The sequence below is a fragment of the Bacteroides sp. HPS0048 genome, assembly GCF_964240755.1.
Classification (GTDB): Bacteria; Bacteroidota; Bacteroidia; order Bacteroidales; family Bacteroidaceae; genus Bacteroides; species Bacteroides nordii.
Map to the genome: position 1 here is coordinate 56,243 of NZ_CAXSVC010000013.1, position 15,619 is coordinate 71,861.

The 15,619-nt window shown below is 40.2% G+C and carries 7 protein-coding genes; 2 read left to right on the plus strand and 5 right to left on the minus strand.

All coding sequences use genetic code 11. The annotated features are described in order from the left end of the window. Nucleotides 1-7: 7 nt before the first annotated feature. Together ACESQI_RS12130 and ACESQI_RS12135 are read left to right on the plus strand one after the other, a co-directional pair. Complete coding sequence (locus ACESQI_RS12130) at nt 8-775, plus strand: hypothetical protein (protein ID WP_373126167.1); 768 nt, start codon at nt 8-10, stop codon at nt 773-775. Between the two features lie 23 nt (nt 776-798). Then, nucleotides 799-1,620, plus strand: a complete 822-nt coding sequence (locus ACESQI_RS12135) for a hypothetical protein (RefSeq protein WP_373126169.1) — start codon at nt 799-801, stop codon at nt 1,618-1,620. Between the two features lie 567 nt (nt 1,621-2,187). Here ACESQI_RS12135 and ACESQI_RS12140 read toward each other — a convergent pair. The 5 genes from ACESQI_RS12140 to ACESQI_RS12160 form a co-directional block, all read right to left on the minus strand. After that, nucleotides 2,188-6,498, minus strand: a complete 4,311-nt coding sequence (locus ACESQI_RS12140; protein WP_373126170.1) for a discoidin domain-containing protein — start codon at nt 6,496-6,498, stop codon at nt 2,188-2,190. Between the two features lie 89 nt (nt 6,499-6,587). Then, on the minus strand, nt 6,588-8,411 hold the full coding sequence (locus ACESQI_RS12145) for a SusD/RagB family nutrient-binding outer membrane lipoprotein (protein ID WP_007484049.1): 1,824 nt from the start codon (nt 8,409-8,411) through the stop codon (nt 6,588-6,590). A gap of 20 nt (nt 8,412-8,431) precedes the next feature. Then, complete coding sequence (locus tag ACESQI_RS12150) at nt 8,432-11,809, minus strand: SusC/RagA family TonB-linked outer membrane protein (RefSeq protein ID WP_373126173.1); 3,378 nt, start codon at nt 11,807-11,809, stop codon at nt 8,432-8,434. 463 nt (nt 11,810-12,272) lie between these two features. Then, entirely contained in the window at nt 12,273-14,549 is a 2,277-nt protein-coding gene (locus tag ACESQI_RS12155) for a GH92 family glycosyl hydrolase (RefSeq protein ID WP_007484051.1), read from the minus strand. 67 nt (nt 14,550-14,616) lie between these two features. Beyond that, entirely contained in the window at nt 14,617-15,615 is a 999-nt protein-coding gene (locus tag ACESQI_RS12160) for a FecR family protein (RefSeq protein ID WP_007484053.1), read from the minus strand. Nucleotides 15,616-15,619 lie beyond the last annotated feature (4 nt).

Below are 15,619 nucleotides of genomic sequence, written 5' to 3' on the forward strand. Positions count from 1 at the left end.
AACGTTTATGAAGACAAAACTATTATTCTTTCTCTGTTCCCTCCTTTTGGTCTCTTGTCAGGATGATGAGGAGTTTCAGGTTCTTCGGCCATTGGGCGGACAAGTGATTTCCGGTTATCAACCTTGTACAAGTCTGGATTTGGGAATTCTTAGTCTTGAGGCTTTAGAAGTAAAGGACGGTGGCGATTGGACAGTAGTTTCCAGTGATGAGGCTGTTGTTAAGGCAGAAAAGGTAATTCCGGAAGGCGCATCTTACTCTTATTTATCAGTATATCCTTTGAAACAAGGGAAGGCGGTTGTGACTGTATCCAGTGAGACAGGTGATAAAATATATATTCCCGTCACTGTAGGAACTTCGGTACGTACATTGGATGTATGGAGTGGAGAGCTGAATCATATAGAAGGAGTGAGTAAGGAAGATAGTTTGCTTATTGTCGAGCATCTTTATGATGATGTTTTTCTGAGAAAGGGTGGTTATTATCGTTTAACTTATTCAGAAAAGAAAAAAGGAAAACTGACAGTCTGTACACCGGATGCAAAGATGGAAGAAGGTACTTTTGTGTGTGATCATGAATATTATGATTTGACTTTTGGTGGGAAAAATATTCATTACATGATAATGTATAGTGAAACCGGATTTCAAGAGGTCACCCGCACAGAATACCGGAACCCATTTTATTTGGTGGAAGATGTTACCGACCGGTATAGAACAGATTATCCTACTATAAAATTAGTACAACGTGCCCAGAAAGTACGTTTAGCTGTTAATGACTAACTAAATTAATTATTTAAATCAAGATGAGACACATTTATACTTTTCTATTGTTGGCTATGTTGGGCTTGAGTATGGTTTCGTGTAGTGATGATAAACGTGATATTGTTTTTTTTACAGGTGATGCTCCTATATACCAGACTGGGACATGTGCTAATTTGATCTCTTCTGTGAGTCTTTATCCAATAAAACCTGAGGGAGAAAATATTGGTATTGATGGCGGAAATGGAGATTATTCAATAATCGATAATACAGGTGAAGCAGTGGTTGCTGTTGTAATGACTGTTTCTGAGAAGTACAAGAGATTGCAGATTACTCCTAAAACATTGGGTGAAACAACGATAATCATTTCTGATGGCGATGGTAAGACTGCCGCATTAAAAGTGAAAGTCAGAGAGTATGGAAAAAGAATGGTAGTGAATGCTCAAGGAATCATTGTCAATGGAGAGGTGACGGATGAAAAAAAAGCTGAAATAGCCGATGGAATGAAGGAGACTTTTCCGGTTGCAATTAATGGTGGTTTTGAACTGGTGTCCGGTAAATCTGAAACGTGGAAGGATGAGGGGATACTTCGTGTTTATCATGAAAATTTTAAAGAAACTCCCGTTATAGGTAGCTATAGCTGGAAATTGATAATGGTGAATGACAAAGAAAAAATGGGGTTCTCTTTTATATTTGATGATAAGGAATATCAATTTACGACATCTATAAGGGAAGAACCGAAAACACGTAGTAATAATACGAATGTTCTGCAATTGTATGAAGATGTGACATCTCAATGTACTGTAGAATGTCCGGTAGGAACCAGAGTGTACAGAGGATATAAAATATATCTCGAAGACTTATAAGAGAATTTTTTTTATAAGTAATCGTTCAAAATTATATGATACTATTATTGAAACGCAGATTATCGCAGATCCACGCAAAGCATATCATCTCTCAAGTATAGCGCAGCCATTTAATCTGCGAAAATCTGTGATCATTTGCGTTTCAATAAAACGCTGTCACATAGTATGAACTAAATTTGAAATACTACTTATTTTACAGGTTGAATTTATGAAGCAGGTATAAATGTTATGGCCTGTCCTCCTCCTTTAGCCATGATAATTTCCAGAGTGTCATTAACAGTAACCTGATAGGTCATTTGTTTGTTGTTAGTCAGACTGAACGATAATTTGATTTTTCCATCCGGCGAAGAAACGCCAGAAGAGTAAGAGGGTATGCATGCGCTAAAAATAAAACATGTGACAGATACAATGACATAAAGTATTTTCATAGTGAATGATATATTATGTTTGAGTTATCAAAAATATCTATAAAATAATAAAGTAGCAAGGAGAAATCAAAAGAGACTGTTTCAACGTTTGAAACAGTCTCTTTACTAAAAATGGTTTTTTAAAAAGAATCAATCAAGATTATTTGACAACCACTTTAGCTGTTTGGCTACCATCATTACCAGTTACTATCAATAGGTAAATACCCTGTGCAATTCCGTTTATCGGGAGTTCTGTTACATTTTCTGTAGCTTGCGTTTGCAACAGTACTGCACCTTGCATGGTTACTAATTGAATTAATCTTGCATCAGCAGATTCAACATATAAAGTTTCTCCATTACGTACAGGACTCGGATAAATGTTCAAACTGCTTTTGCCTGATTCAATATTGTTTTCAATACCTGTACCTACCGGTACTTCCTTTTTAGCAACAGCGAAAATAGCAGGATATCCTCCGCTTACTTTATTCAATGTAACTGATTGAACTTTCTTGGTAGGATCTACCTGAACCGGACATTCGAATAGACGGAACTGATAGCGAGCGTCAATTTGGTCGGCAACAGCTTCTGAGGTAATACCTGTACCAACGCGCCCCAAACCATAAACACCTACTGTAGATTCATTACTTCCGAACCAGTCACCGATAGTAATATTACCTGCTGATGCCGATGTACCGTCTGTGTAATTAGCTGTCACTGATACTGTAGATGTACCATTGGCACTAATGCCCAAGAAGTAAAGACTATTGGCTCTTTGTTCCGTTTCAAATTCTAATGTTGCACTGTTTGCTTCTTTCATGAGTGCTGCATTATTTTGTGTATAATCTGCCAATTGGTATTCAATACCATTTTTAGATGTAACAGCGCCATTGGCAGGCAATGAGCCTTCGGCCTGTACATTTGCTCCGTAGAGAATCCATCCCTGATCATCGAGTCCATCGCTGAACAGACCGGATACAGGAGTTGCTTCTGCCACTACGTCTACATTGAAACCGGAACTGATGTTGATCGATGCAAAGATAGGTTCTTCCGGTAATTCACCTTCATACAATTTACCATAAGCTTCTATCTCTGCTACTTTGAAATAAGCATATGCTGGTGCGGTTACAACCAATTTCAGATATCTTCCGAACATATCGTTTGTCATTATACTTGAAACTTCACTGGTAGGAGTGTAGTTTGCAGCTAATTCATAAGAATCATCCGAGTTCTTGATGCCAATATATACTTTTATGTCTGATGCTATTTGTTGTGCTTTGAAGGCTACTTTTGCGAAATTGTATATTTCACCACAGTCAAACGTGATAATTACATTCTCGCCACTTGTGTAACATAAAGCATCCCATGTTGTTGAAAGATCATTATCAGTTAGCACTTGTGTATCTGCACTTTGCCAGGTTGAACCGTAATACCAGTATGAGGCTGAAGCTGTTTTTCCGGATAATACATTGGTATATGCCGGATCTTCTACTTCAACTTTACATTTCTTTTCATTTTCCCATTCACCATTGGTCATTTTTACAGAGATGTTTGCTGCACCCATTTTCTTGGCAGTAAGTTTAAAGGTTACTGTCTGAGTTGCTTTGTTTACATTGAAGTCGCTTATAGCTGCAATATCTTCGTTGTCTGAGGATACTTTTACGCCAAAGTTATTTGCTTCTTCGTCTCCGTTCAAATCATATTTAATCTCTATATCTTCAGTGGTATTGATATCCATTGTCTTATCTGCCGGTAAAGAGAAGAGCGGACCACCTTCAAGACCGAATACTTCGAATTCCCATATACGTATTGTGATAGGGGCATCCTCATCATAAGGCATGAATTTCACATAACGTCCTACTATTGGTGCAATATAATCATCTTTAGTGTTTTCAGGACGTCCCTTTTCGTCTATTACCGGTTCAGTCCATGTTTCAGCATCATTACTTACCCAAATCTTGAAGTTCTTGAAGTTATCTGAATAGTTTTCTTTATGTCCACAGTCGAATATACGGAAGCGGTAGATTTGATAGGACTTTTCAAGGTCTATAATTACCCAATGTTCTTTTTTACCACCAATACACCATTTATCTCTGGTACTACCTGGTACTTCTACTCCGTCAATCAGGTTTTCGGGATCTTCCGGAGGAAGAGAACCGCTGGCAGAATGAATGGTCTTACCAACCGAAATGATACTTAGTGCCCCCGCTTTGGCATCTGATACTTCAATCAGATTCTGAACCGTTTTCTCGGTTGTTCCTTCACTGTTGCTGACTGCTACAGTGATGTTGTATATGCCTTCTTTATTGAATTTCAGTGTAAGTGTATTATCTTCCTGAGATACTTTTTCTGCATTTTCAGGAATAGTCCATTGATAAGATTCCGGGAAATTAGTAGCATTGGCTGTAATCGTAATCTCTTCGCCCGCGTTTAGCAATGTTTTGCTTGCCTTCAGGCTTACTACCGGTTTATCCAAAGCAGGATACTCGACAATTGTAGTTATTTCATTGCCTTCTTTAAGGTCATTCGTCACAGCTGTTACTGCTACTGTAACACTTTTTTCTTCGATGGAAGTACGTACAAACTTAGAAATATAGAATCCTTCGTTACGAGTTTGACCAACCAACTTCTTCTCTCCGTTACGAGTCATGTATACATTGTAATGGTGTACATCTTTAGAAGTTGAGGCATCCCATACGGCACGAATGTCACCACCATCTTGTGTCAGTTCATTCAATATAGTAAGATTGGATATTTGGGTTGAAGCCGGTGCATAGTTTGCTGGCAAGATACCTAATTGTCCTAATGTCAGTTCGTAAGCTTGTTGGGTAGTAGATTTAAAGTTCAATGCGATAACTGAAACAGTCTTTCCTGCCAATGACGAAAGGTCTACTGTAGCCACATTCCAACCGTTGGATGTTGTGGTTGATCCTAAGTTGAATGTAGTAAATTCGTTGTTGTTTTCTGCAACCCCAAGTTTTACTTGTATCGTTGAGGCCGTTGCGCCTTTGAATACAAGCTGTAATTTATCACCATTGGATATTGATAATTTTGTTTTATACAGGCGAGTCAGGTAATCAACATTGGCAGCTAATGTACCTTTAACGTTGATACTTGTTCCCATATTGTAGGCATCGTCCCAGTTCAATGAGAAAGCAAGGTCGCTTTTACGATCCGCTGCTACGTCTACCCACCATCTCCATGTTGGCATGATATCCTGCATACCCCGATGGTACCAGTCTTGTGTTCCTTTTTTCTCTCCGTTAACGAAGCGGTGTTTTCCTAAACCGGCACTAAATGAAGTTATGAACGGTAAATTCTGAATAGTAGAACGTTCGATAAGTGCATTTGCAAATCCCGGGAAGTAACCACCATCACGTGCGGCTGTATTGGAGGGGTCGTGTTGCTCATTGGTCCAGTAGCGAGATTCATTGCTGAATACTTTATCCATAGCTGTATATGCTTTTGTACCGCAAGCGTCTGCTGTCCCTAAATAATCTTTTACGACTTCTTTCCAGATAGGCTCTTCCGGATTGAAAAGGTCTATGGAACCGTTATGCTTATCTGTCGGGAAAAGATTTTTAAAATAGCTGGCATTTCCGTTCATACCACCTTGTGCAACTTCAATACCGAAATACAGTTTACTGAAACATTCTTCTTTAGAGAAACCTAATCCTTCCATGGCTGCCATCTGTGAAGATATGTTGCTGCTTGAAGGACTACCGTAATTCAAGAAATAAGATGTATTATGTAATTTCATCATATCTCCATAGCCTCCGATTGTAGTTCCACAGTCATACCATTGAATTTCCATTTCCGGATGACCGCCTTCCTGGGCACATTGATTGAAGTAATCAACCCATGCAGTCCACTCGGAAGAACTACCGCCGCCGGTTTCTTCATTGATAAACCAACCATCGAAACCATAGTAAGCAGCAATTTCATACATCTTCTTAGCGTATGGATATGTGCCACCTTCGTTAGTTAACATTTGTTTCACCCATTCAACTTGTCCTCCGAATGCTCCGGGAGGGAAAAATAACTGTCCCAATACTTTGACACCGTTTAGGTGAGCAATATCGGTGACTGGTGCTGATGGAGGAATAATGATACCTTCACCTGCAGAACCACCCCACCAGATAAGCAGGTCCATGTATTGCCAATAAGTTGGGTTATAACCGATGAAATTATCGGCTCCCTGTGACGGAGTCTGGCTACACATCGGATTCATTGTCAGACAAGCTGCAACTTTTCCTTCTGCATGCTGGTTGGCATTTGCTTTGATGGAGGTATCCAGGAATCGTGGTTGCAAAGGTACTGTGCTGCGGTTGAACTTGGCATCCGGATCTTTTTCCGGTGACCAGTCTTTAATATTATCCGGGTGCCAACATCCGCCATACGGTTGTTGTGCCACGGCTACACAAAATACTGCAAATAGCATGATTAATGCAGAGAGTAATCTTTTGGTGCTCATAATACTTAAATTAAGAAATTAATAATAGGTATTGATTATTTGTTTCCTGCTTTGCCTTACCTAATAGCAAAGCAGGACTTTTTTATTTATTAGCGAAAGTTATTGGGAGTCATTCTTTCCCCTTTGTCGTTGTTAGTATCGGCAATATCCCACCATACTCGTGTCGATTGCTTATTTTTACTTTCCGGCTTATTGGGGTTGTCTTTTTCACTATATGGATATAGCACTCTCTTTATAAACTTCCCAGTAGGTACATCTTCGGAGTTGTTGTTCAGAATGTTTCTAAGACGTGGGTAGTCTGTTCTGCGAAATTCTGCCCATCCTTCATTTCCATTAGGGAAAACAGCTAACCATTTTTGAGTGATAATCTGCTCCAACATACCTTCTTTGTTGTTGGTCATAAATGGGTTCTCTACATCACTTCCGTAAATTTTAAGACCATTAATATAACTTTCTGTATCGGCAGATGATATTTTGTAATAATTCATAGATGCCCGTATCCCGTCTTCAAAATACTGTTGAGGTGATTTGCTGGCACCCGACCAGTTTCTCAGGGAGGCTTCTGCCAACAGGAATTGTTGTTCGGCATAGCTCAACCACACTGATTCACGTGCATAACTGAACCATTTCAGAGGATCAAGTACTTTTGAGTTCTTTATATCTGTACGGGTAACACTGTATTTTGCTACGGTTTCTGTATGGCTGATATCATAGCTTCCGATTTCACATCCTGTGAAGTCATCAAAAGGCCGCTCCATATTGTTCTTCAGTTCATCCAGGGGTGTTGGTCTCCACCATGATATTGCACAACGCGGATCTATTACCTTTTCCTGCGGACCAGTTGCCATATCAATGACAACATATTTGGTACCTCCGGAACTTTGTTCTTTGTATCCCAGTTCCAGATCTTTAGCCAAAACACAGTCTCCATTGTATGCAAAACTGCACATTGCCAGAACATTCTCCTGACCACCGTCATTGATACCTCCTTGTTCAACCGGTGCATGGCGCGGAACAGTACGCATATTGTCGGCATCACTCTGCATCAATCCCCATGAGTTGCTCATGGCAGCTTCTCCTTCCTGACGGGCTCTTTCAGGATCTACGTTAGAGATACGGAGTGCCAGGCGCAATCGCAGAGTATTGGCAAAACGTAGCCATTTCTCTTCGTCCCCGTTATAACATTTATCGTCTGCTGGGTTGAATTTGAATGCACATGCATTGGGTACAATGCTGTCTACAGCCTGTTCCAGTAAGCGGAATATAATATCGTATGCTTTTTCCTGAGTATCATAGGGGACATCTCCCTCTACCACTTTGGCCTGTACATAGGCCGACAAAGGAATATCTCCATAGGTATCAGTTTGCATAGATGCCAGAAATGCCCAGTATATACGTGTAATATAAAATGCATTTTTATATTTTTCGTAGTCTACGAATTTAAAAGTTTTCAGTAGATGAGAGTATTCACGTACGGTTCTGTCCGCATAAAAATGATCCCAACGTTTTGCCGACCAGCCATCTGTATAAGCATAGTTCGGTGAGTTAAACCTGAAGTTAGGATTATTGTTGGCTATGTATCCGCTGTACATATCATGTGTCAGGTTGGTTGTGATCTGATAGTCGTTGTAGCAACCCTCATAGGTCAATGAGCTGAAAATTGTTCCTGCATTGGCCTGTCCTTCTTTTAACTGCTGGATATCTTCGTCTGATATTTTATAGTTAATATTTAAGTCTGCATATTTTCCCTCCGGTTCGGGTTCGGGATCCGGGTCTGGCTGTTCTTGTCCTTCCACGTAAGGAGGATTGTACAGATCCTGATTTAAGTCAGAGAAGTCGTGACAACCTGTTAATGCCGGGAAAAGTATAGAAGCGATGAGTAACTTCTTTAAATTGGATTTATATTGTAACATAACTATTTGTTTTTAGAATTTTAGAAACCAACATTGATACTGAAACCAAAAGTACGTGAGTAGGGCAGTGACGAGAAATCAAGTGCCTGTGAGAACATACTTGTGTCATATCCACCTTCCGGGCTTGTTCCGGGGGTATGTTTCATCAGATATGCCAGATTTCGTCCAACGAATGATACTCTCAGACTGGAAACAGGCGTTTTTCTTAAAAGCAGGCTTGGGAAAGAGTATCCGAACGAAATTTCTTTCAGACGAATGAAAGATGCATCATAAACAAATTCTTCTGCAACGGCCTGCTGGCGTCCGCCTACTGCCTGATAAAATAGTTGGGCATCGATTCTTTGTGTGTTGACTGTACCATCTTCATTCATTCCCGGCAATAGTAGTTCGCCTCTTTGTTCCGTACGTTTGGAAATACCATGGCTGGTAGCGATTGCTTCGGATACGGAAACTACATCTCCTCCGAATTTCATGTCGAATAAAGCCGACAGGGTGAAGCCTTTATAAGTGAAGCTGGGAGTTACAGACATTAGTAAGTCCGGCTGTATGTTACCAATCGGATGGTCGAGGCTGTACTGCTCATCTGTTGTAAATACAGGTACTCCGTTCTTCATTATTATCTGACCATTTTCGTCTCTTTTATACATTCGCTTGGCATAGATATCGCCTAATTTGCCTCCTTCTACTGCACCTACGTATACAGGCATGAATTGATCGCCTTCAAAATAGATATGCTTTTTCTTTTCATTCAGTTCCTTTACAGTCGATGTGTTGTGAGAAAGATTTACGTTCAGATTGAATGTGAAATCTTTTGTTTGTACAGGAGTCGCATAGATCATGGCTTCGACACCTTTATTGACGATTAATCCGGAATTGATCCAGCGGAGCTTCCAGGGAGCAGCTTCCGGAATCGTCATAATCTGGTCAGTAGTTCGGGTATAATAATAGGTAAAGTCGAATCCTAAACGATTATTTAAGAATTTCATATCTAACCCGGCTTCGTAAGACCAGGATGTTTCAGGTCTCAGATTATTGTTGGCCTTGGTCGATGATAATTCCGGCTTTTTGGCCTGTCCTTTCAGATATCCACCTTCCCATCGGTTATAAATTGCGTATGGAGGAGCGTCTTTACCTACCTTAGCTGCTGAAAGGCGTACTTTGGCGAAAGTTATCCATTCGGGCATTTTATTCCAATGTGTACGGACAAAGTCGGATGCAACAAATCCCAGATTGAATGAGGGATAGAAGTAAGAATTGTTATCCTTTGGCAATGTTGACGACCAGTCATTACGGGCTGTAATATCCAGAGATACATACTCATTGTAAGCCATCTGTACAGAACCAAATACTGAATTGGTAGCTCTGCGCCAACCGTTTTCTGTTACGTTGTTGATATTATTGGCAAAGTTCCAGTACCATTGGTTCTTGTAGGTCATATTTTCTACATCACCACCATATATATTCTGGTCACTGTACATAAAGTTGGCACCCGCCATGTAATTAAGCTGGAACTTTTCACCGAATTTATTGTTTCCAATCAGCAGAAATTCTGCATTCGATTCAAAGTGGTTCTCTTCCTGGCGAGTCAGGCGGTCTTCTTCTATTTCCTGCATTGTATTATATTTCGTACCGTTGGAAAGATCCGATTCTACAATGCGGGTACGATAATAGTCAAATGCGTATTTTGCAGAGAGATACAACCAATCTGTAAAGTTCAGTTTCAGGTTGTAGAAACCGAATGCGCGCCAGCGTTCATCCTGATTCTGACGCTGTTTGTTCACGTAATATGGATTCAGGTACTCAGTGGTGGGAGGAGTCCAGTTCACATGAAATTTTTCGGGGGTTGAGTATTGTGACAAGTCAGAAAGGCGTATGTTATTGGGTACAAGGAGTAATTGCGAAACTTCTCCATACGCACCATAAGTCGGACGGTTTTCTGCTTTCGTGTTTGACAGTGAAACTTTGGCATCCATTGACAGATATTTGTTCATTTTCATACCTGCATTCAGATCGATATTGATTTTGCGCAATGATTCTCCGGTGAACATACCATCTGCATTTGAATATCCGAAGGAGGTACGGAAGTGTGCATCCTCTTTCATGTTTCCAATGGCTACACTGTGGTTTTGTGAAAAACCGGTGTTGAAGTAGTCTTTCATTTTACTGCCATAGTTCAAATAGGGTATTTCTGCACCGTTCCATGCTGTCTTTAAACTTCCGTCCAGTTCAGAACCGAAGCTATATATCGATTGAGGTGAATATTCACCATTATTTCCTTGTCCGTATTTCTTTTGGCGTTCTAACTCATCAGCAACCTGAGTCCATGTGAAAGTTCCGGAATAATTGACACCAAATCCGTCTTTCCTTGTTCCTTTTTTGGTTGTAACCAGGATCACACCATTACCGGCACGCGACCCATAGAGGGCTGCTGCGTTTGGTCCTTTTAATACGGAAATAGACTCAATGTCTTCAGGGTTGATGTCGAATGAAGTGCTGCCACGGTCTACTCCACCATACATTGAAGCACCCGAATAACTTTCTTCGGTGAAAGGTACACCATCTACAATCCAGAGAGGTTGGTTGTTGTCTGCTAAAGAAGAGTTACCGCGGATGGTGATTTTGGCAGAGCCACCAAGACCTGTCGTAGATGAGTTGATAGATAATCCGGCTACTTTTCCTTGCAGGGCATTGGCTACCTGAGCATCTCCGGTAGATGTCAGAGCATCCCCTTTTACGTCTTGAACAGCGTACCCAAGCATCTTTTTTTCACGTTTGATGCCCAAGGCGGTCACTACTACCTCGTCAATAATCTGAGTATCACTTTGCAGGGTCAGATTGATTACATTCTGTCCTTTGAACGGGATTTCCTGTGATTTATATCCAATATAGGAAAATGTGATAACGGGGTTTATTTCATTGGTTACTAATGCGTAATTTCCATCAAAATCAGTAATTACTCCGTTTGTGGTTCCTTTCACCAGTACATTCACCCCGATCAGTGGTTCACCGGATTCGTCAACGACCTGTCCGCTGATCTTTTTTTCTTTCCCGGTTTGTTGTTGCTCTTTGTTGTTCTGATCCTTTTTCTCAGAAAGATAGATGATATTATCTTCAACTTTGAAACTAATATTTTTCCCTTTCAGCACCTGGTTCAGAACATCCTCTACAGCTGCATTTTTTAATGACAACGGTTCTACTGAAATATCAGACAGTTTATCGTCATAAAAGAACTGAAACTTTGACTGTGCCTGGATTTGTTGAATAATGCTTTTTAAGGTAGTATGAGGTGTGTTAAGGTTCAACTGAGCCATGCTCCATTGCACCGGAACTACCATGAGTAAAAGAATCAATAAAGCTCGGCATAATTTGGAGCTTCGAAAAGAATGATTGCTTTTCATACAAAAAATTTAATGGTTATACAATTGTTATATCTTAATCCTTAGAGGTATTATTATCCCCGTTTATATATGAAACAATAATGACGAAAATAACACTTACTGTAAATCTGTGTTTTTTTTAAATAAACTTTGTTTTTGTCCGGATATGGGGTCTCCGGCTGTCAGAACTTATATAATATGGCTTTTCCTAACGGGAAATACGTTTGGTCTTGCATTGTTTCATTCTGTTTCATTCGTTTGAGAATTTTGTTTCAACCTATTGAGAAACTTTTCTCAATAGGTTGAGAAAGTTGTTTCAATACGATGAAACAAAATTCTCAAAGCATTGAAACAACAATAAGGTATAATGCGAATCACTCCCTTTACATGCAAGCGTCATAAAACGTTTGAGAGTAAAGGGAGTGAATAGAAACTATCGCTGTGATATTACACGTGGACTGATAGTTTTAGTTCGGATGAGTTATTAATTCTTTTTCTCTTTTGAGAAGGAGTAAGGGAAATCAGCAGGTTGCGTACCTCTTTGCAAATTGGGTTGACTGCCCATATTGCATTTTATAACTCCACCTTTGAGTATATCTTCATGTTTCAGATAATTCTTTGTATAGTTAGTACCATCAAACAGGAGTGATTCTATATACATATTATCATTATTGTTGTCAGGGGCATCAATTACCAGGTTGTTACCATTCTCCAGATGGAGAGTTGCTTTCTTGAATAACGGTGCGCCAAGTACATATTCGTCTGTTCCGGGACATACAGGATAGAAGCCTAATGCAGAGAACACATACCATGCCGATGTCTGTCCGTTGTCTTCATCTCCGCAATAACCGTCAGGACCGGGAGTATACATGCGATTCATAACCTGGCGCAACCAGTATTGGGCTTTCCAGGGTTGTCCGGCATAGTTATATAGATAGATCATATGCTGAATGGGTTGATTGCCATGTGCATAGTTACCCATATTCATAACTGTCATTTCACGTATTTCGTGAATCACTTGTCCATAATAGCTTTCATCAAACAAGGGAGGAACGGCAAACACGGAATCCAGCATGTTGACAAATGATGTTTCACCTCCCATAAGGTCTATTAATCCTTGCGGATCGTGAAATACAGACCAGGAGTAGTGCCAACTATTGCCTTCGGTGAATGCATCTCCCCATTTCAGTGGTGAGAAGGGAGATTGGAACTGACCGTCTTCATTGCGTCCGCGCATCAGATTGGATTCTTTGTCGAACACGTTACGGTAGTTCATGGCACGCTGTGCAAAAAGCTTTTGTTCCTTCTTAGGACGGTTCAGTGTTTTGGCAAGCTGGTAAATACACCAGTCATTGTATGCATATTCCAGTGTACGGGCCGTGTTCTCATTGATCTTTACATCGTAGGGTACATATCCTAATTTATTATAATATTCGTGTCCCAGGCGGCCTGTGGACGATATTTGAGGATGAACATTCCCGGTGCCGTGGATGAGTCCTTCATACAATGTTTTTACATCATCTACCTTTACACCTTTCATATATGCATCTACAAGTACCGAAGCGGAATTGTTTCCAATCATGCAACCCCTGTGTCCCGGACTTGCCCATTCGGGGAAGAAACCGCTTTCTTTATATGTGTTGATGAGACCTTCCTGCATCTCTTTATTCATGGATGGATACATCAGATTAAGAAAAGGAAACAGGCAACGGAATGTATCCCAAAAACCAGTATCCGTATACATATAGCCCGGTAGTACTTCGCCGTTGTATGGGCTGTAATGAACAGGATTACCATTGGCATCCAGCTCGTAGAATTTACGTGGGAAAAGAAGTGAACGGTAGAGGCATGAATAGAATGTGCGGTATTGGTCCAGATCTCCACCTTCTACTTCTATTTTACCTAAGACTTCGTTCCAGGCATCTTTACCCTTTTGCACAAGTGCATTGAAGCTGTCATTACCGAGCTCTTGCAGATTTAACATCGCTTGCTCCGGACTGATAAATGAAGAAGCTATACGGGCGTGCACAATTTCTCCTTTTTGGGTTTTGAAACCAATGACAGCTCCTGTGTGGTCTGCCGTTTGTTCAAGTACATTTTCGTTTAGAGATTGATTGGCAAAGGTAGCCTTGTATGTGAAGGGTTTATCGAATTCGATAACGAAATAATTTTTGAAATTCTGAGGAACACCACCACTGTTACGGGTTGTATAACCAATAACTTTGTTTTGTTCAGGTAATACTTTTATGTGTGAACCTTTGTCGAAAGCATCTACAACAATATAGGAGTGTTCATTCTCCGGGAAGGTGAAGCGGAAAAGAACCGCACGCTCCGTTGGAGTCATCTCAGTAACAACGTCATGTTCGGCAAGGTATACTTTATAATAGTGCGGACGGGCTACTTCTCCCTTATGTGAAAACCAACTGGCACGTTTTTCTTCATCAAACTCCGGCTTACCAACAACGGGCATGATAGAAAACTGGCCATAGTCGTTAATCCATGGACTGGGTTGATGAGTTTGTTTGAAACCACGAATTTTATTGGCTGTATAAACGTACTGCCATCCGTTGCCCATCTTACCGGTTTGAGGAGTCCAGAAGTTCATTCCCCAAGGCCGGGATATGGCAGGATAAGTATTCCCGGTTGACAGTTCATAGCTGGACTGAGTCCCCATCAGCGGATTGACATATTGTGTCCAGTCTTTTGCTTGAATAAAGAGTGTGCTACTTATAGCACAGATTAATAAAATAAGTCTCTTCATAATACTATGAATTTAGTGTTTTATGATGTGTATTAAAATTAGGGCAAAGATAATAATTGATTTTTTTCTATTTACTTTGAGCTGATATAAATATATTGTTCCCTACAATCTTATAGTCAATTGGAATTGAATTCTTTAATGAGTTTAAGACAGACTCTATGCTGTCTTTCCTTTTTAATACACCCGAGTAGGTATTGTCTATTTTTATATCGGGAGCCAGAATGATTTTTACGTCATAGAAACGTTCCAGTGTTTTTACAATACCGTAAATATCTGCTTTCTCAAAAGGTATCAGATTGTCATGCCATACTGCATCCAGTTTGCTGTCTACCTGTTTTACTATTAACCGCTTTGTAGCTCTGTTTAGTTCGGCTTTCTGTCCCGGAGAAAGAATAACCATTCCTTCGTCATTATTTCCTTTTACTTCAATTTCACCTTCAATCAATGTTGCTTCGGCTGATGTACATGCTTTGTTGCATTTGAAATTGAAAGTGGTTCCCAATACTCTGACTCTCATGGCCTCACTTTGTACAATAAATGGTTTTGCCCGATTCTTGGTTACTTCAAAGTAAGCTTCACCTTCCAGGTAGATATTTCGTTCCTTTGCAGAGAATGTCCGGGGATATTTTAATGTGGCCGATTGATTCAGCCATACTTTTGTACCATCCGGTAGTTGTATTTCTTCTACATTTCCATCGGATGCTGTAACTATAACCAGATTGCTACTCTGATCACTGTTGTAAATCCAGTAGCCTGCTCCCGTACCAGTTAGTAGGATAAGGGTGATAATAGCTGCATATTTCATCCAGTGCTGAATTCGTAATACCTTGTTTTGTTTTCTCTCTTCCTCGGTCAGTCTCTTATATAATTTCTTTTCAGCCAGATCCATCTTCCTTTTGTCAGAAGCATGGTTTTCTCGGCCCAGATGGTATATTTCTTCCATCCGGAATAGCTTACGTGCATTCTCATCTGATTCTTTTATCCAGAGATTAACCTGAATAAGTTCCTCTTCGGTACATTTTCCCATTAGGAACTTAGCTATTACTTCTTCGCTGAGATTATTCATTTTT